The 17,581-nt window shown below is 45.5% G+C and carries 21 protein-coding genes; 4 read left to right on the forward strand and 17 right to left on the reverse strand.

Annotated elements, in window-relative coordinates:
• Nucleotides 1-174 carry a DUF2759 domain-containing protein gene (locus NYE38_RS12215; protein WP_003153076.1) on the forward strand — a complete coding sequence of 58 codons (174 nt, stop codon included), beginning with the start codon at nucleotides 1-3 and terminating at the stop codon, nucleotides 172-174.
• Between the two features lie 32 nt (nucleotides 175-206).
• Here the strand turns inward: NYE38_RS12215 and NYE38_RS12220 are convergent, their stop codons facing one another.
• The 5 genes from NYE38_RS12220 to NYE38_RS12240 all read right to left on the reverse strand — a co-directional run bounded on the left by NYE38_RS12220 (nucleotide 207) and on the right by NYE38_RS12240 (nucleotide 4,054).
• The gene (locus NYE38_RS12220) at nucleotides 207-521 is read right to left on the reverse strand and encodes an MTH1187 family thiamine-binding protein (protein WP_003153073.1); all 315 of its coding nucleotides are present in this window, start codon (nucleotides 519-521) and stop codon (nucleotides 207-209) included.
• A gap of 5 nt (nucleotides 522-526) precedes the next feature.
• Nucleotides 527-1,564 (reverse strand): hypothetical protein, encoded by a 1,038-nt coding sequence (locus tag NYE38_RS12225; RefSeq protein WP_017418146.1) that lies wholly within the window; start codon nucleotides 1,562-1,564, stop codon nucleotides 527-529.
• A gap of 72 nt (nucleotides 1,565-1,636) precedes the next feature.
• Nucleotides 1,637-2,764 (reverse strand): M14 family metallocarboxypeptidase, encoded by a 1,128-nt coding sequence (locus tag NYE38_RS12230; protein WP_065180872.1) that lies wholly within the window; start codon nucleotides 2,762-2,764, stop codon nucleotides 1,637-1,639.
• An 82-nt stretch (nucleotides 2,765-2,846) separates the two neighbouring features.
• Complete coding sequence (gene glcK / locus NYE38_RS12235; RefSeq protein WP_017418148.1) at nucleotides 2,847-3,809, reverse strand: glucose kinase GlcK; 963 nt, start codon at nucleotides 3,807-3,809, stop codon at nucleotides 2,847-2,849.
• A gap of 35 nt (nucleotides 3,810-3,844) precedes the next feature.
• Complete coding sequence (locus NYE38_RS12240) at nucleotides 3,845-4,054, reverse strand: YqgQ family protein (protein WP_007408313.1); 210 nt, start codon at nucleotides 4,052-4,054, stop codon at nucleotides 3,845-3,847.
• 197 nt (nucleotides 4,055-4,251) lie between these two features.
• On the opposite strand from NYE38_RS12240, the gene nhaC reads away from it, so the two are divergent.
• Nucleotides 4,252-5,616, forward strand: coding sequence for a Na+/H+ antiporter NhaC (nhaC, locus tag NYE38_RS12245; RefSeq protein WP_017418149.1), 1,365 nt, complete (start codon nucleotides 4,252-4,254; stop codon nucleotides 5,614-5,616).
• Nucleotides 5,617-5,692: 76 nt separating this feature from the next.
• Here nhaC and NYE38_RS12250 read toward each other — a convergent pair whose 3' ends face one another.
• From NYE38_RS12250 to rpmG, 3 genes are all read right to left on the reverse strand, one after another.
• Complete coding sequence (locus NYE38_RS12250) at nucleotides 5,693-5,866, reverse strand: hypothetical protein (RefSeq protein ID WP_003153061.1); 174 nt, start codon at nucleotides 5,864-5,866, stop codon at nucleotides 5,693-5,695.
• Nucleotides 5,867-5,936: 70 nt separating this feature from the next.
• Entirely contained in the window at nucleotides 5,937-6,491 is a 555-nt protein-coding gene (locus NYE38_RS12255; protein ID WP_017418150.1) for a 5-formyltetrahydrofolate cyclo-ligase, read from the reverse strand.
• Nucleotides 6,492-6,569: 78 nt separating this feature from the next.
• Nucleotides 6,570-6,719 (reverse strand): 50S ribosomal protein L33, encoded by a 150-nt coding sequence (rpmG, locus tag NYE38_RS12260; protein WP_003153056.1) that lies wholly within the window; start codon nucleotides 6,717-6,719, stop codon nucleotides 6,570-6,572.
• 346 nt (nucleotides 6,720-7,065) lie between these two features.
• Here rpmG and NYE38_RS12265 point away from each other — a divergent pair, with 346 nt between their 5' ends.
• On the forward strand, nucleotides 7,066-7,419 hold the full coding sequence (locus NYE38_RS12265) for a hypothetical protein (protein ID WP_003153047.1): 354 nt from the start codon (nucleotides 7,066-7,068) through the stop codon (nucleotides 7,417-7,419).
• Nucleotides 7,416-7,880, forward strand: coding sequence for an endolytic transglycosylase MltG (locus NYE38_RS12270; RefSeq protein ID WP_003153042.1), 465 nt, complete (start codon nucleotides 7,416-7,418; stop codon nucleotides 7,878-7,880). The genes NYE38_RS12265 and NYE38_RS12270 overlap by 4 nt, the downstream gene beginning before the upstream one ends.
• A 97-nt stretch (nucleotides 7,881-7,977) precedes the next feature.
• Here NYE38_RS12270 and pstB (NYE38_RS12275) read toward each other — a convergent pair whose 3' ends face one another.
• From pstB (NYE38_RS12275) to NYE38_RS12315, 9 genes are all read right to left on the reverse strand, one after another.
• Entirely contained in the window at nucleotides 7,978-8,760 is a 783-nt protein-coding gene (gene pstB, locus NYE38_RS12275; RefSeq protein WP_003153040.1) for a phosphate ABC transporter ATP-binding protein PstB, read from the reverse strand.
• 11 nt (nucleotides 8,761-8,771) lie between these two features.
• Nucleotides 8,772-9,578 (reverse strand): phosphate ABC transporter ATP-binding protein PstB, encoded by an 807-nt coding sequence (gene pstB / locus NYE38_RS12280; RefSeq protein ID WP_017418152.1) that lies wholly within the window; start codon nucleotides 9,576-9,578, stop codon nucleotides 8,772-8,774.
• A gap of 18 nt (nucleotides 9,579-9,596) precedes the next feature.
• Entirely contained in the window at nucleotides 9,597-10,481 is an 885-nt protein-coding gene (gene pstA, locus NYE38_RS12285; protein ID WP_017418153.1) for a phosphate ABC transporter permease PstA, read from the reverse strand.
• The gene (gene pstC, locus NYE38_RS12290) at nucleotides 10,481-11,410 is read right to left on the reverse strand and encodes a phosphate ABC transporter permease subunit PstC (RefSeq protein WP_017418154.1); all 930 of its coding nucleotides are present in this window, start codon (nucleotides 11,408-11,410) and stop codon (nucleotides 10,481-10,483) included. Before pstC ends, pstA begins: the two co-directional genes overlap by 1 nt.
• 48 nt (nucleotides 11,411-11,458) lie before the next feature.
• Nucleotides 11,459-12,361 carry a phosphate ABC transporter substrate-binding protein gene (locus NYE38_RS12295; protein WP_017418155.1) on the reverse strand — a complete coding sequence of 301 codons (903 nt, stop codon included), beginning with the start codon at nucleotides 12,359-12,361 and terminating at the stop codon, nucleotides 11,459-11,461.
• Between the two features lie 155 nt (nucleotides 12,362-12,516).
• Nucleotides 12,517-14,664 carry a penicillin-binding protein 2A gene (pbpA, locus tag NYE38_RS12300; RefSeq protein WP_017418156.1) on the reverse strand — a complete coding sequence of 716 codons (2,148 nt, stop codon included), beginning with the start codon at nucleotides 14,662-14,664 and terminating at the stop codon, nucleotides 12,517-12,519.
• Nucleotides 14,665-14,765: 101 nt separating this feature from the next.
• A complete protein-coding gene (locus NYE38_RS12305) occupies nucleotides 14,766-16,055 on the reverse strand; it encodes an MFS transporter (protein ID WP_014305429.1) in 1,290 nt (429 codons plus the stop codon).
• Between the two features lie 117 nt (nucleotides 16,056-16,172).
• Complete coding sequence (sodA, locus tag NYE38_RS12310) at nucleotides 16,173-16,778, reverse strand: superoxide dismutase SodA (RefSeq protein ID WP_003153025.1); 606 nt, start codon at nucleotides 16,776-16,778, stop codon at nucleotides 16,173-16,175.
• Nucleotides 16,779-16,944: 166 nt separating this feature from the next.
• Nucleotides 16,945-17,427 carry a DUF456 domain-containing protein gene (locus NYE38_RS12315; RefSeq protein WP_017418157.1) on the reverse strand — a complete coding sequence of 161 codons (483 nt, stop codon included), beginning with the start codon at nucleotides 17,425-17,427 and terminating at the stop codon, nucleotides 16,945-16,947.
• Nucleotides 17,428-17,581: the final 154 nt, after the last annotated feature.

Raw genomic sequence — 17,581 nt, forward strand, 5'->3', positions numbered from 1 at the left:
ATGTTACTTGTTGTAATCTTCGGCCTTGTCGCATTATTAGCTGTATTAGGAGTCCTGCGGGCTGTCAGACAGAGAAATATCCTGGGATTTTTGTTAGCCGCCGCCACGCTGGGCGTGTTTGGCTGGTTTACCGTAATGACCGTTGTAACCAGCGGCTATCCGACTGCACATTAAAAGCCTGTATCCAATGGATACAGGCTTATTTTTTATTGCTGCAAATGTTTGCTGACACTTTTGATTTTGCTCTCCAGCGTTGTTTCTTTATCACGTCTGTCATCAATGCGGATATTTGTCGCCACTCTGTGCAGCCCTTTTTGGAACGGAGCTTCGTGAATGTCCTGAATGACTGCGAATAAGTCGCTCAGCTCACCTTCAATCAACGTGTTCATCGGCGTGAGCTGAAATTTGATTTTGCCGGCAGCTTTGTAACCCTCCAAAATGTTTTGCACATCCGCTACATACTCACTGACGCTCGGTGTTTTTGTTCCGATCGGAATGATTGTCACATCTGCAATTGCCATTTGGTTCAAACTCCTTTTTCATTTGTTATGATTGGTTCTGTCATGCCTGTTTTCAGTGAAATCAGACGGTCATACGTAAAGCCGTATAAAGCGTATTCCCCGTTCGGAGAGATCTGAATCGGCTCCATTTCCGTGTTTTTGAGCACCGTCCGCTCCCGTTCGTCTCCTAAGTCAAAGCTGATCAGATTGTAAGAGCGGCCTTCAGGCTTAAATATGTAAAACCGCTTGTGTGTCTGATCGTAATCATATTCCATCGGCGCAAAGCTCTTATACTTTTCTTGGAGAGGAAATCGGTGTGTCACGGATGCCGGCTTTTGGAAAAGGAACTCGCCGTCTCCGTCCGATTGATCCGTTTGTCTGACGGCAATCGTCATGCCCGGGCGGGAATCGGCCCAGATGACGTGATGAAGCACTCTTTTTTCTTTTTTTGTCTGCAAGTCATAAGAATATAAAGGACCCTCTTCCTCCGTTTTCCCTTGCTTGATATATTGGAATTCATCAGTGGAGGTCCAATGGACAAAAGGGGCCTGAACGGGACTCTTTTTTAAAATGCCGTTGTTCATATCGGCCGTATAGGCTGTGAAGTCCCATGTTTCAGTAAAAACGGTAATCATCATTTGATACGGGTCATACGGATTCCAAGCCGTCTCCAGCTCATAAGAGTTAAAGGCTTTGTGATAAAGTCTTTTCCCCTGCTTGTTCATAAGCACTAGCTCAGTCTGACCGCTGCTTGTCACCTGTACGAGAATCAGCTGTTTTTTCCGGCTGATCTTTACATTGACAATATGGCCCTTTGTTTCATAGAGCCGTTCGGATTTTCCGCTGAAAAGATCATATTTCATCAGCTGATGATGTGCTGTATACAGAATCGTTCTGTTATCCAGCCATCCTTCCGTTTTCTCCGCTTCCTTTTTACTGAGCGGAACGATTTTCTGTTCTGCTGATTTTGCCGAAACGCCTGTGTCTTGCTGCTGATGAGATGGTTCACAGGCCGCTAAACACAGAACGAATGCGGACAGCAGAACACAAACCAAGTATCTCACCAGCCTTCCCTCCATTCTTTTCTATTGTCCCATATTTGTTTATGTAAACAAATGAGAAATTTCACAGATGTCTCAAAAAACAAGCGACCTCCACAAAATACCTTCCGTCGCTTGATAAATATCAGCAAACTGATGAAAAGGCAAAGGGTTTTTTCCCTTCCCAAGCTCAATGGTATAGCCCTCTTTTCCATACTGTTGTATAAACCAATCCCTAAAACCGGCATGGCTGTCAATGGTTTTAACGCCTTGATAGCGGTTTCCGCTTATCGCTTCAAACTCCCGAATCATCTGAGATGATTGCTCCGGTTCACATCCTTCGTATCCCCAATAAATCTCTTCTCCCTGCGTATGAAGCGCGATCAGCCGATCAGGCGGCTGATCCGTTATCAGCCGATGCATCGCCTGCGCCTCCGGTTCAGTGAGCGGCGCCGTTCCCGGAAAATCACGGTATGAAGGGGCTTTCGGTTTGCGCCTTTGTTCAATATCCCAATTGGATGGGAAATGTTTATTTAAATCCACACCGTTTATATTCGCCTTCCATTCGCGGTAATCCGGGCGGTGCTCATTTAATTGATTAAGAAATTCATTTTTTTCTGATAAATCTTCACATCCGTAAAGTACGAGATCAACACCGTCGGGATTTACGAGCGGAACGAATGACAATGATGTCAGGCTGAATATATCAAGCGCAGAGTGCCCGAAAACAGTTTTATTTTCGCATAATGCCGCGCAATATTCTTTACACCATTTAAGCGCGACCGAGGTGGTGATCCATTCATTGGCATGAAATGAGGCGTTTACATGGACTTTTCTTTCAGCCGTATCCGCACCTATTTTCAGCTCATAAAGCGGCTTTCCCAATACGGAACTGCCGATTTTACGGCACGTGACAAACGGAAAGACATCCGTTATTTTCTCAATTTCTTCATAAACCGATTGGGAGCCGTACACCTTTTCTTCCTTCACCCATTGATCATCGGAAAGAATCCTTTCACAGTGCCGGATGTATCGCGAAAGCCCGCTCAGCGTCTCAAGCGGCGGCCCCTCTGACTGCCCGCTCACGGCAAAGCCGGGACAAAATAATTCATCGCTTTCCGCCGTTTTATCAGCGGCTTTCAACAGTTTTTCATCAATTGAAAGCACCTTTGCAATATCTTTCATATGCTGTTTCAATTCAGGTTTGACACGAATTCCCGCCATGTTCATCCCCCTTTTTTTAAAACTATATGACAGGGGAGATAAAAAAAGAAAGCTGCCCGCGATATGGGCAGGCAGACTTTCTTCAGCAGTTTTGATGTTTGAGCCATTCATTTTTGGCAATCCACGCCCCGCCGATGACTCCGGCGTCATTTCCAAGTGCCGCAATCGAAATATCGGCCGCTTCCGCAGAACGCGGGAACGCGGTGATTTTGAAGGTCTCTTCCACTTTTGACCGCAGGATTTCACCCGCTTTAGACACGCCTCCGCCGAGCACGATTTTCGTCGGATTCATGGCGCTTGCCAGATTTCCGAGCACGAGGCCTAAATGTTTTGCGACGTAATCGACGACTTCAAGCGCTGTCTTATCCTGCTGTTTAGCCGCTTCGAACACGTCACGTGCCGTCAGATCGCGCACTTGTAAGAGCGAAGAGTCGGAAACCGCCGCAAGCTTTTCTTTCGCGATGCGGACGATGCCGGTTGCGGACGCAATCGTTTCGATGCAGCCGGATTTTCCGCAATTGCACGGAGCTCCTCCTTCCGGAATACTGCAAATATGACCGATTTCTCCGCCGGCCCCGTTTTTACCGTGAACGATTTCTCCGTTGACGATGATGCCTCCGCCGACTCCGGTTCCGAGCGTCACTAAAATGACATCTTTGGCCCCGTCACCTGCACCCTTCCACATTTCTCCGAGCGCCGCGATATTGGCATCGTTTTCAATGACGGCCGGAATACCCGTTTCCGCCTCGAGATGGTCTTTCAGCGGATAGTTTTTCCACCCCATATTTGTCGTCTCATAGACCATTCCCGTCGCCATTTCCACGGGTCCGGGCGCTCCCATTCCGATCCATTTTACGATCCGTTTCGGCTTGTTCAGTTCTTCCAGCTTCTGATCAAGCGCTTTGGCGATCGTGACCGTAATTGTGTTTCCTGATTTATCGGTCGGAACTTCCCATTTATGCTGAATTTCACCGTACATGTTGATAAAGGCCAGCTTGATGGTTGTTCCGCCAAGATCAATCCCCGCAAACCATGTATCTTCCATAATAATCTCCTTTTCTTATTTAAAATCCTGCTGTGTTATCTGCCTTTAATCCGCTCCGATTCTCTCTGAAGAACTCCGGCGGCTTTTTGCCATAATTCTCTTTCAATCACGTTTGACAAGTACATTTCCTTTAATTCATCTTTCATAAAGTCAATTTCGGCTTGTCTGTCACCGAAATAAACGATATGTCCGAATGACTTAAACAGCTGCTGCACGTCATAAAATGAATTCATCTTCTTCACCATTTCTATTCTTCTTAGTATAAGCGTATTTCATCTCTGATCCGGGCGTCAAGCAAAAAACGATTGGAGAAAATATCCTTGTATTATTTTCATAAATTGTATATTCACAATTGTAAAAAAACACTCATTTATGCGTTTTTCTGTTACAATACTTTCGTGCCCAAAAGCACAAAAGGATTAAAGTTTGATGGGGTGTTGTTTTGAAACAAGAAAAAAGGCTGACGTTCATCTCAGCCATCAGTTTATTTGTCTTGATGTTAGCAGTCATTATTTCCTGCCTGTTTTTCTTTCATACAGAGCCGCATATGCCGCTGTTCTTTTGCGTCATTATTCTGTCTCTGGCAGGTTTGTGGCTCGGTTTCTCGTGGGAGAGTCTTGAAAAAGGAATTGTCAGCGGATTGAAAAACGGTGTGCAGCCGATTATCGTGCTGGCTTTGATCGGTGTGCTGATCGGCGCCTGGATGTACAGCGGCGCCATTCCCACCGTCACCGTTTACGCTTTGTCAATTATACAGCCGAGTCAGCTGCTTTTGACCGCATTATTTTCCTGCATGATTATCAGCACGCTTGTCGGCTCAAGTCTGACAACTGTCAGTACAATCGGCGTCGCGCTGTTAGGGGTAGCAAGCGCGGCGGGAGTTCCGCTCGAATGGACGGCGGGAGCAGTCATTTGCGGGGCTTGTTTCGGTGATAAAATGTCACCGATGTCCGACACGACAAATTTTGCCGCCGGAATTGGCGAAATTCCGATTTTTAAGCATATTCGCCATATGATGGGCACTACCGTTCCGGCACTGCTGATCACGATTGTTCTTTTTTATATTCTCGGTTCATCGGTTTCAATAAATGCCGCTTCAACGCAAAATATTGAGGCGGTCATTTCCGGAATGAAAGAGGCCGTGCACGTTACGCCTTGGTCGCTTCTTTCACCTCTGTTGGTGATCATTTTAGCTGTGAGACGGGTTTCCGTGATTCCGGTGCTTACCGCCGGTATTATTTCCGCAGGGCTTCTGACTGCTGTTTTTATTCCTGACAGCAGCATTCAAGGATTTATATCCGCCCTGCAAAGCGGGACGGCGTTTAAAACCGGCGACCAGGCTGTGGCCAGCATTATCAACAGAGGCGGGCTCCAATCGATGATGGGATCAGTCTCTCTGATCATGATCGCCTTTGCGCTCGGCGGCCTGATGGAAAAAACGGGCCTGATCGCGGCGCTGCTTCAAGGATTGATAAAAGGCGTGCATACGAAAGGACGTCTTGTCATGGCGACCGTCTTCTCAAGTATAGGCGTAAACCTTGCGACAGGTGAGCAGTATTTGTCGATCTTAATTCCGGGTCAATCTTATAAACCTTTATATGACAAGCTCGGCATTAAGCGGATTCACCTTGCGCGGTCGCTTGAGGACGGCGGAACATTGATCAACCCGCTGATTCCCTGGGGAGTAAGCGGTGCTTTTATGGCAAGCGCATTAGGGGTTTCCGTCATCGACTACCTGCCGTTTACCTTTTTCCTGTACATTTCTCCTATGATCTCAATTCTGCTCGGTTTCCTGAAAAAAAGCTGACAATACGAGAAAACCTGCCGTTTTTTACCGGCAGGTTTTCTTATGCAAAAAATCCCGCTGAAAAAACGGGATTTGTTTAAAATGCCTGCTGAATGAATTTGTTTCTGATAAACGGTATTTTTAAAAAGAAATGAATGAATGTCCGTCTGATCCCCGGCTGGCTGAGCACGCTGTTCATCAGACGGTAGCGGTTTTGGTAAACGGCTAAAACAGATACGGCGCATAATGAGTAGATCAACAATTTTTTCATCTTATCCCTCCTGCCCCTATCGTTTGTCAAACAGCGAGAATTATTCCGGTGCAAGAAGTTTTTTATGCGATTAAGCGATGGTTTCAGATTCAGTCACGATCATATCGACCGGAATATCGTGGGGCATGCGGGGAATGCGGTCTGTCAGCTGGCAGTCAAAGAGAAGCGACACGGTACGGCCTTTATAACCGGAGAGGTACCGATCATAATATCCTCCGCCGTATCCGATTCTGAAGCCTTCCCGGTCAAAAGCCACGCCGGGCACAATCACAAGGTCAATGTCTTTTTGGGCGGCTTTTTCCGTCAGGCTCTCGATCGGTTCACTGAGGCCCGCATATACGGTTTCCAGCTGATCATACGCAGAAAATGTACGGAACTCCATCGCTCCCGTCTGCGGAAAGCATTTTGGGATACAGACTTGTTTTTTCTCTTTCCAGGCCTGTTCAATAATCGGCCGTGTCGGAATTTCCAGGCGTGTCGAGATGGTAACGGCGATCACGCGGGCCTGTTTCCATTCTTTTAAAGAAAACAGCGTTTCACGCATGCTGCGGCATTTTTTCTCCCATTCACTTTCTGTCATGTCAGAAAGCTTTGCTTTTATATCGGTTCTGATTTGTGCTTTCACGTTCCTCAAACCTCCCTGAAAGACAAAAAAGCCAGAACTTTATTGAAAGCTCCAGCTTTTTCCGCTGTTTTAAACAGCTTATTTTGTTTCACGGTGTAACGTAGATTTTTTATCACGTGGGCAATATTTTTTAAATTCAACGCGGTCCGGATTGTTGCGTTTGTTCTTTTTAGAAATATAGTTACGCTCACCACATTCAGTGCAAGCCAAAGTAATATTAACGCGCATTATTTTCCCTCCAAACTAAATATCATTTACTTATTCAGACTTATATATAATACCACTATAATGGACGGAATGCTAGAGTGATTTACATGAAATGTTGTTTAAGTGCAGAAAACATCAGTTTACGCTTCTGATCCTCTGAATGAGCCTGCGTCAGATGAAGGGAAAATATGACGAAACAGGACAAAAAAGGACTTTCTGATACGAAATCTATAGAGAAATAACCGTTTGCTCCCCGAATAAAAAAGATTTCCCGACAAAATTCCGTTTTTTTCTCTATTTCCTTTAGAATGGCGGCGTTTTATGGTATAAAAAAGAAGGGCAAATTAATAATAGAAGGTGATGAAACGTGGAAATTGCTATTATTGCGTTGTTTATCGTCAGTATAGCGCTTATTGCATTCTCATATTCTCAAAGAGATCCGATGAAAGACGTGGAACAGGAGCTTGAAACGCTTCAGCTTTCCGCCATGCAGGAAATTTACAAGTTGAAAAAGAAAATGACGGTGCTTGAAGAAGAATTGCTGGAAACCAACCTCGTGATCCGCAAAGCCAAAAGCAGCGGCATTAACCAAAAAATCGCCAAACAAATCATTTCAAAATATAACAACGGAATGTCTGCGGAAGCCATCGCAAAAGCGGAGCACGTGTCTGTCGAGGACGTCAATACCATTATTAAAGATAATGAGAAGGTGCTCGTATGACAAAACGGGGCATTCAGGCTTTTGCAGCAGGCATGATTTTAGCGACGGCCGTTCTCGCCGCTGTCTTCTATTTGACTGACCATGACCAGGCAGCCGCCGTTAAAACTGAAAAAACAGCATTGACAGAAAAAGAAGTAAACAGCTACCTCGACGATCAGCACAAAGTCTCCGTCAACCGGGATGACTATCAAAAACTGCTTGATTCTAAAGAAAAATCATTAAACAACGACCAAAACACAGACGCTAAAAAGAAAAAAGTAACATACAAACTGACGATTAAAGACGGAATGAGCACTGCTGATGTGTCATCCATTCTTGAAAAAGAAGGTATTATTCCTTCAGCGAAAGACTTCAATGATTACGTCATTGACGCAGGCTACCACAAAGAAATCCGCGCCGGCCATTTCAAAGTCGACTCAGATATGAGCTTTAAAAAAATCGTCAAAACATTAACCCGCTAAAAAAGCTTGCAGGCATCGTCCATTCAGATGGATACGGCCGGCAGGCTTTTTTAATAGGCATATAAAAAGGACCCGGTCAATGGCCGGGCCCTTTTTTTTATCCGAATTTTCCGGTGATATAATCATGTGTTTTTTGATGATCCGGCTGAGAAAATATTTTGCCTGTATCGCCCCACTCCACCAGTTCGCCCATATAGAAAAACGCGGTTTGATCAGAGACCCTCGCAGCCTGCTGCATGTTATGAGTCACAATGACGATTGTATACTTTTCTTTCAATGTCAAAATCAGCTCTTCTATTTTCCGCGTGGACACGGGATCAAGAGCGGACGTCGGTTCATCCATCAGAAGGACGTCCGGTTTGGTGGCGAGCGCCCTTGCGATGCACAGCCGCTGCTGCTGACCGCCTGACAGTGAAAGCGCCTGCTGGTGAAGGCGATCCTTCACTTCATCCCAGAGCGCTGCTGCCTTTAAAGATTCCTCGGCGATTTCAAGGAGTTTCTTTTTATTTTTTTCGCCGTGAATTCTCGGACCGTACACGACATTCTCAAATATTGACTGCGGAAACGGATTTCCTTTTTGAAACACCATACCGATCTGTTTTCTTAATTCTGCCGCATCCGTCTTTTCCTTCAGCAGATTGCGTCCGTTATAGATCATGTCGCCTGTCACTTTGACATTCGGAGCCATTTGCAGCATTAAATTTAATGTTTTAATAAAAGTGGATTTCCCGCAGCCGGACGGACCGATGATCGCAGTTACCTTCCGCTCCTCAAAACCGATCGTAATGTCTTTTAAAGCCTGATGGGCTCCGTACCATACATTCATGCCGTGAATATCAAATAAATTCTGTGTGTGCACCGCTTCCTTCACAAGACTCACAGTCCTTCCCCCTATCCGAACTTTCCGTTAATGTAGTCATCTGTCTTTTGCGCTTTAGGACTCGTAAAAATTTGTTCTGTCTGCCCGTATTCCACCACTTCCCCGTTTAAAAAGAAAGCCGTTCGGTCAGACACCCTCAGCGCCTGCTGCATGTTATGCGTAACGATAATAATCGAATAATCTTTTTTCAGTTCTGTCAAAAGCGTCTCGATTCTGGCGTTTGAAATAGGGTCCAGAGCGGATGCCGGTTCATCTAAAAGAAGCACGGCAGGTTTCATCGCAAGCGTACGGGCGATACAAAGGCGCTGCTGCTGGCCGCCTGATAACGACAGAGCCGATGAATGAAGCCGGTCTTTGACTTCATCCCAAAGCGCCGCCTTCGTTAAGCTTTCCTCGACCGCATCATCCAAAACGGCTTTCCTGCGTTCCCCTGCATACTTCAGCGCATGTGTGATGTTATTGTAAATGGATTTCGGGAACGGATTCGGTTTTTGAAACACCATACCGATCTCCCGTCTGAGAGACACGACATTAATCGCTTCACCCAAAATATTCAGCCCTTCATAAAGGATCTCTCCCTCGCTTCTTGCCGAAGCAATGGCATCGTTCATTCTGTTAATCTGTCTCAAAAATGTTGATTTCCCGCAGCCGGACGGACCGATCAGAGCCGTCACCGCATGTTTTTCAATATTCATGTTTACGTCTTTTACCGCTTGTTTGTCACCGTAATAAATTGATAAATGCTTCACTTCCAAAATCGAAGACTCCGGCAAACGCTTTGTCTGTTCCGCTTGTTCCCTGATGATGTGATCAATCATGTTTTCGCCTCTTTCCGATTAATTTGCCGTAAGCTTTTTATAAATGACAGACCCGAGCCATCTCGCACAAAGGTTAAACAAGAGAACCGAAATCACCAGCACCGCCGAGCCGCCGTTTGCAATCGCTTCGGCGTCAGGGATGATTCCCTGCGTATTGACACTCCATATATGAACCGCCAGCGTCTCAGCCGGCCTGAAAATATTGAAAGGAGATGATTCAGAAAACGGGTTCAAATCCGTAAAGTTCAGCCGCGGCGTTGTCAGCCCCGCTGTAAATAACAATGCGGCCGCTTCTCCGAATACTCTTCCTGATGCGAGAATGGCGCCGGTTAAAATCGAAGGAATCGCACTCGGAATCAGCACCGTTTTGACGGTATGCCATCTCGATACGCCTAAAGCGAGAGAAGCTTCTTTCAGCTCCTTAGGGACTGCAGTGAGCGCGCCTTCTGTCACCCGGACCATAACGGGAAGGTTAAAGACCGTTAATGCGAGCGCGCCTCCGATAATCGTGTAGCCCCATCCGGTCAGGTTGACAAACATCAGCATGCCGAACATCCCGATGACAATGGACGGAAGCGAAGACAGCACCTCAATACACGTTCTGATAAAATCGGTGATTTTATTTCGGGGCGCATATTCAGCCATAAAGACGCCGCCCCCCACACCAAGCGGTATCGTGATCAGCATGGTGATAAACAGAATGTAAAAGGAGTTAAAAAGCTGATCCCGTATTCCGCCGCCTGACGCAATGGCGCTTGATTTTGACGTAAGAAAATGCAAGGAGATTTCAGAGACGCCGTGAATAAGAATGTACAAAAACAATCCTGCCAAAATCGCCGCGATTACAGCGGCGCATAACCCGAATACACCGGTGGCCAATTTATCCGTTATTTTCCGGTTCATTACACTTTCCTCCTAGATGACAAGTAGCGTATGAGCAATATAAACAGAAACGACATGATGAGAAGAACAAGCCCCATAGACCATAACGTATTATTTTCAATACTGCCGTATGTGGTATGGCCCATGTTTAACGTAATAATCGTCGTTAATGTTCCCGCCGTATCAAGCAGGCTTTCCGGCAGAAGCTTTGTATTTCCGATAACCATCTGTACGGCGAGTGCTTCTCCGAACGCTCTTGCCATCCCGAGCACGACAGCGGTCAGCAATGTCGGAAACGCCGCCGGGATAAGCACCTTTCTGATTGTCTGCCACCTCGTCGCACCAAGCGCATATGAACCGTCGCGAAGGTGTTTCGGAAGTGACGCAAGCGCATCAGCGGAAATCGATGTAACAGTCGGCAGAATCATTACCGAGAGTATGATCGTCCCCGCCAGAAGGCTGTGACCCGTTCCGCTTGATTTAAAAGAGCCGATAAACGGAACCAATACTGTAAGACCTATGAATCCATAAACGACGGACGGAATGCCGACAAGCAGCTCAATTACCGGCTGCAGCACCTTCTTTCCCCAAGTCGGCGCAATTTCCGTCATAAACACGGCACCCGCAATACCGAGGGGCGCTGCGATCAGAGCGGACAGAACCGTGACCGCAAATGATCCGAAAATAAAAGGCAGCGCGCCGAACTCAGGTTTTGCCAGGGTTGGATTCCAATTCAGACTTGTTAAGAACTCAATCGGGCTTACACCATTTACAAAAAAAGATTGCAGCCCCTTTATGCCGAGAAAAATTGTGATCGCCGCTGATGCCGCAATGATAATCGCGGCACACACAGACACAATCACCCTTCCGCGGACTTCATCCAATTGCCTGTTTTGTTTTGAGCTTATTAAGCGTTCGCTTACAGACTCTTTTTCTCTGTGATTTATCATTTGTTTACACTCCTATAAAGAAGAAGAGGCGGGGAGCCCGCCCTCCCCTCAGCTTTGCTTGCCGTTTGCGTCACGTGTGACTTTCATATCAGAGATCGGAATGTAGCCCTGATCTTTTACGATACTTTTCTGTACTTCATCGCTGTTCATATAGTCAAGAAACGTTTTTGTAAGGCCTGACGCTTCACCTTTCGTATAAGAGTGCTCGTAAGCCCAAATCGGATACTCGCCTGTGACGACGTTTTTCTCTTCCGGTTTGATGCCTCCGATCGATAAAGGCGTTACTTTGTCATCGTTTATATAAGAGAATGCCAGATAACCGATTGCTCCCGGCGTTTCCGCAATGATTTTTTTGACTGTATTGGAGGAATCCTCTGTAATGCCCTCTGCAGGCTCTGCTCCGTCAAGAGCATATTTGACGAACGTAGCGCGTGTTCCAGATGAATCAGGACGGTTCACGAGTGTAATTTTTTGATCTTTACCGCCAAGCTCTTTCCAGTTTTTAATTTTTCCTGTAAAGACGTCTGTCAGCTGTTTTTTGGTTATATCCTTTACGCCCGCACCGGGGTTGACCGCAGCCGCCATCGCCACTACCGCTACTCGGTGGTCTTTTAGGGCTTTCGCATCAATGCCTTCTTTTTCTTCAGCAAAGACATCTGAGTTGCCGATTTGCACTGCCTCTTCAGACACTTGCGAAAGTCCTGTTCCTGAACCTCCCGCTTGCACCTGCACATCAGCATCCGGATGTTTTTCCATAAACTTTTCCGCCGCTGCCAGTACTAACGGCTGCATGGCTGATGAACCAGAAATTGTTAAAGAACCTGATGCTTTTTTATCCTCACTTGCAGATTGACTGTCTGTCTTGCCGCTTTCCTTTGCATTTCCGCATGCTGCAGCAACAATCATAACAGCAGCCATCAGAAGCATAAGCATCCATTTGTTTTTTTTCATTTCCTGAATTCCCCCTGCATTTAATGTGTAATTTGTCCTACACGTATAGAGTAAAGGGTTCTTGTAAAATGCGTATAAATCAAGTGTTAAGGTTTTGTAAATCCGGATGTTTTTTTGTATAAAAAAAACGCTCACAGGTTGTGAGCGTTTTTCTGTTAGTTGCTTGTATTGCCGTTTTCAGCGTCTTCCTGAATTTTATCTTCGTTTTTCTGCTTCGTATTATTATCTTCTTGTTTCTTTTTCAGCTCAAAGTATTTGTCCAGAGCTGCTCTTCCTATATCATTCGTAATCGAATATCGATCGCTGTAATTAATATAGGCCCAAGGAACGACTACAGAAATAGCCACTTCCGGATTATCAGCAGGTGCATACGCGACAAGAGTCGTATTATACGTTCCTTCACCTGTCTCTGATTTGTCAGGACCGTCATAGAAAGATTGCGCCGTACCCGTTTTACCGGCAGGATTGTATGTCGCCGTCGCAAAATCAGTTGCGGCTGTCCCTTTTGTCATGACACGTCTGAAACCTGCCTGCACTTCTTTAATGTCTGCATGATTCATATCAATCTTATTCAGTACTTGAGGCTGAACAGACTCTACAACGGCTCCGATTCCTTTTTTCGAATCAGGCTGTCTGACCTCTTTTACAAGCTGAGGTTTCAAACGATAGCCTCCATTGGCGATCGTTGATACATACTGCGCCATTTGCAGCGGTGTAAACGTATCATACTGTCCGATGGCAAAGTCTAACAGAAGCCCGGAAATTCGCTGTGTCCCTTGGTACCCGGTTGCTTCATTCGGAAGATCAATCCCCGTCTTAACTCCGAGTCCGAACTGATTGAAGTAGTATCTGAAAGTATCGAATGCCTTCATATCAAGCGGCAGGGACTGGCCTTTTTTGTACTCCCCTTTACCAACAGCAATCGCCGTTTTGAACATGAACACGTTTGATGATTCCTGAAGCGCTTTTTGGATATCTACGGGTCCTAAATTCGTCCATGATTTTTTCGGGTTTTTACTTCCCTTGAAATACATAGGTTCATCCTGGAAAACGGTGTTCAAATTAATCGCGCCCGTCTGCAGTCCGGTCAACACCGTCGCTCCTTTGACCGCCGATCCCATTGCGTAGGAGGAAGTCATTGCGCCGAGGGCATAATCATTAATTTTGTACTTTCCATGGTCATTCGTAATCTGCTTGCCGGCCATCGTCAGCACTTCTCCGTTTTTCGGGTTCATCATGACGACGAAGGCCCGATCAAGAAGCTTCGTGCTCGGTCTCGCTTTTGCCGATCTTAAATTTTTCTCAATGATTTTTTCAACGGATTTCTGCAGGTCCATATCAATGGATAAAACAAGGTCTTTGCCGGCCTGTCCTTTTGAAATCACTTTGCTGCCCGTGACATTTCCGGATGAGTCGGTTAAGTTCTGCACTTTCTCTTTTTGACCCTGCAGCAGGCTTTCATATTGATATTCTAAATAGCTTTTTCCGACCCTGTCATTCCGGCTGTAGCCGAGTGACAGATAGTGATCCAGCAGATTGGAAGGAAGACCTTCGTTCGCACTGGATACACTGCCGAGCAATGTCCGGATCAGGCTTTTATAAGGATAAGACCGTTCCCAGTCAGACGTCACGTCAACTCCCGGCAGTTCATCTAAATGTTCACTGACGACGGCCATTTCTTTTGCCGACACCCCTTCATTTTTGATGTATTGAGGCGTCAGTGAGTAGCCTGAATCCATCTGCCTTTTGATCGCAAGGATCTGCATATCTTTTGAAGTGAGCTCATTCAGCTGTTTGTCTGTGATACGTTTCAGCTGAAGCTGATATAAATCATCTTCAGACAGTTTTTTGTCTTCAGCTTTTTGCTTTTCTTCGGCCGTAATCAGTTTTTTCGCTTCATCAGGCCTCGTTAACATCCAATAGTCTTTTTTATCCCGCTCAGTCACCTTTTTGGTGCTTACCTTAATCATACCCGACAGTTTTTTTGCGATTTTTAAACGCTGCGCCTGGGTGGTTGAGGCTGAACGTGTATATGTAATCGCATTTAATGCTTTATTCGTTACGATGGGATTTAGGTTCCGGTCGTATATTTTCCCTCTCGGAACCGCCGTGCTGACATCAGACTCCTCTTGCTTATTAGCGGCGTTTTTATAATCATCACCCTGAACGATCTGCTTGATGCCAAGCTCGACGATAATCCAAGTGAAAATAAGAAACGCAACCAAAAACAAAAAATTAAGCCGGATCGGCAGTGATTTTTTCTTTTCTTTGTTTACAGCTATTTTCTTTTTATTTCTCCTCATGACATCACCTTTTCTTATTTACAGAAAGAAATGACACCTTCTGTTCAGGTGCCATTTTTCATTCTAAAGGTTTTTTCGATATTTTTCTACAGATAACCCTTTTATCTTTCTCCTTTTATAAAATTCGGTTCCGCAGCCTGTTTTTGTCGGTCTTCTTCTACTGTTTCATCAGAAGTTTCCGTATCCAGTCTGATGTCTTTTATAAAGTAATAAATCAGCGGATGGCCGGCTCCGAGCAGCACGAGCGCCGCCGGTATTCCCACTTTTTCCTTGAATAATGTAACGATTACAAGGAAACAAAGGATGGAAACGATCCGGCCCGCATTTAAAAATAACTCCCTGAGCACAATGTATTCAATTCTGGCTTTTCTGGCAAGACGCGCCCGGCCTATCACATCATATGTAAGCGAGACATACGGCACGAGCAGAACTGGATAGCCGATCGCAATAAACACTCCGTACAAAAGGAGCGTCGTGAAGCTCATTTTAAAAATGATGAGAAACAGGGCGCCGTACAAGATCAATCCGCCGATAAGAATCGCCTTTTTCCGAGCTCTTTTTTTGATGAGCCTTGATGCAAAATAATAGGCAAAAAAAGAAACCGCGGAATTGACGAGACCGAATGTTCCGAGCGCCAGCTCACTGTTTGTCGCAATGAATACAAATACGCTGATTAAAAAAACAAAAATCCCTTCTCTCAAGCCTTGAAAAAAGTGCGCGTTGGTAATCCGGCGCCAATTCAGATTCGTATGGCGCTCATCAAAAACTTTTTTCAGCATAAACCGGCCTTTCGACTCCCTCCGCTTCAGAAAAAAGCTCATGACCACGGCAAGGGCAAATAAACCGAGCGACAGGCTGAAAATGATTGTATAACCCGTATTGTTTTCAAGTCTTGAAATGACATATCCGGCCACAATCGGACCGATCATGCCCGCCGATGAAGACAAAATGCCTAAAAACCCGTTAAAAAAATCTCTCGTTTCCGGTTCCGTAATTTCGAACGTCAGCACATTAAAAGCCAGCCAGTAAAAGCCGTATCCAACTCCGAGAACGGCCCCTATCAAAACGAGACGGGAAGCCGCAGTTTCTCCGGCAAGCAGCACACTTAAATAAAAAGCAGCCAAAAAGATAACGCCGAACCTGAGAATAAACACCCTGTCAATTTTTTTAGCCAGCCGGCCGGCCAGCAGAAAGGTAACCGGCTGCATCGTTACGACCGACAAATTGTATATGGCCAAATCAATAAATTTTCCCGACTGCTTCCACAAATACACGTTGACAAATGTATTTGACAGCGCGATGCCCAATGAGTAAAGGCCGCCAATCGTCAATAACAGCAGCAGCCCTTTATTTATTTCGATGTCGCCGATAATTTTTTTTATTTTGCTCATCATTGACTCCCCTTTACTACACATTAGTTTGTCTCACTCAAACTGAGATATGTAAAAGGATTCAAAGTCAATAAAAAAACAAGGCCTCCCGCGGGAGACCTTGTTTGATCGAACTATTTATTTTGCTTCGCTGTAAAGACGGGCAACTTCATCCCAGTTCACAACATTCCAGAAAGCTGAAATGTAATCAGGACGGCGGTTTTGGTAGTTCAGGTAGTACGCATGCTCCCAAACATCAAGACCGAGGACAGGCGTTTTACCCTCTGAAAGCGGTGAATCTTGGTTTGGCGTGCTTGTAATTTCAAGTTTGCCGTTGTTTACAACAAGCCAAGCCCAGCCTGAACCGAAACGGCCGGCAGCTGCTGCGGCGAATTTTTCTTTAAATTGATCGAAGCTTCCGAACGTGCTTTTGATCTCTTCAGCAAGCTCACCAGTCGGTTCGCCTCCGCCGTTCGGAGATAAAAGAGTCCAGAATAAAGAGTGGTTGGCATGTCCGCCGCCATTGTTGCGGACAGCTGTGCGGATGTCCTCCGGCACTGCGTTCAAATCAGCAACAAGCTCATCTACAGATTTCTCTGCAAGCGCTGATCCTTCGATCGCTTTGTTGAGGTTTGTCACGTATGTGTTATGGTGCTTCGTATGATGAATCGTCATCGTTTCCTTATCGATATGAGGTTCTAAAGCATCATAAGCGTAAGGCAATTCTGGAAGTTTGTAAGCCATAATTTTTTTCCTCCTTTAAATATATGTACTGAAATGCCGCTTAACGCGAACTTTTCTAATCTCAATGTAACAAAAGAAAGCATGGTAATCAATGAAAAAGCTCACAATCCGGCGATTCCAGCAGACATATTACACTTTATCCGTTCACTGCCGAAATTAAACCTTTCTAAAGCACCGTCCATAAGAAATATCCGATCATAAAGAGCTGAATGACGCCTTTTGCCGCCACGCTTGTTAAAAAGCCGATTAACGAGCCGAGCCCCACTTTTGCCGCGGACTTGATATCCTTTTGATGAACAAACACCTCAGCGCAGACAGCACCGATAAACGGGCCTATTATAATGCCTGCCACAGGAATAACGAAGGGCCCGATCAACAATCCGATCGTGCTTCCCCAGATTGCCGCCCTGCTTCCTCCGTACCTTTTAACGCCAAGTAAATTTGACACATAATCAGCTGCAAATAAAACGGCCGCAAATACCGCCTCAATGAGCCAAAACAGGTAAGAATAAGGACTGAAGGAAAACAAAAATCCGTAGAGAAGAAAACCGGCCACAATAAAAATAACGCTTGGAATCACCGGATATACAAGCCCGATAAAAGCAATGACGAAGACCGCAATGATAATCAGCCAATACAAAACACTCATGACAAAAACACCCTCCTTTGTTTTGCGGGCGATCACCGCTTCCCGCTTTATCTTATTATGTATGATTCCTTATCACCGCTTTAAATACTCTCACTTGTGTTCATCCCCTGTGAACGATACAATAAGCAACATATACCAGTTTAGGCTAGGAAGT

This window comes from Bacillus sp. EU63 (assembly GCF_038592915.1).
GTDB lineage: Bacteria > Bacillota > Bacilli > Bacillales > Bacillaceae > Bacillus > Bacillus velezensis.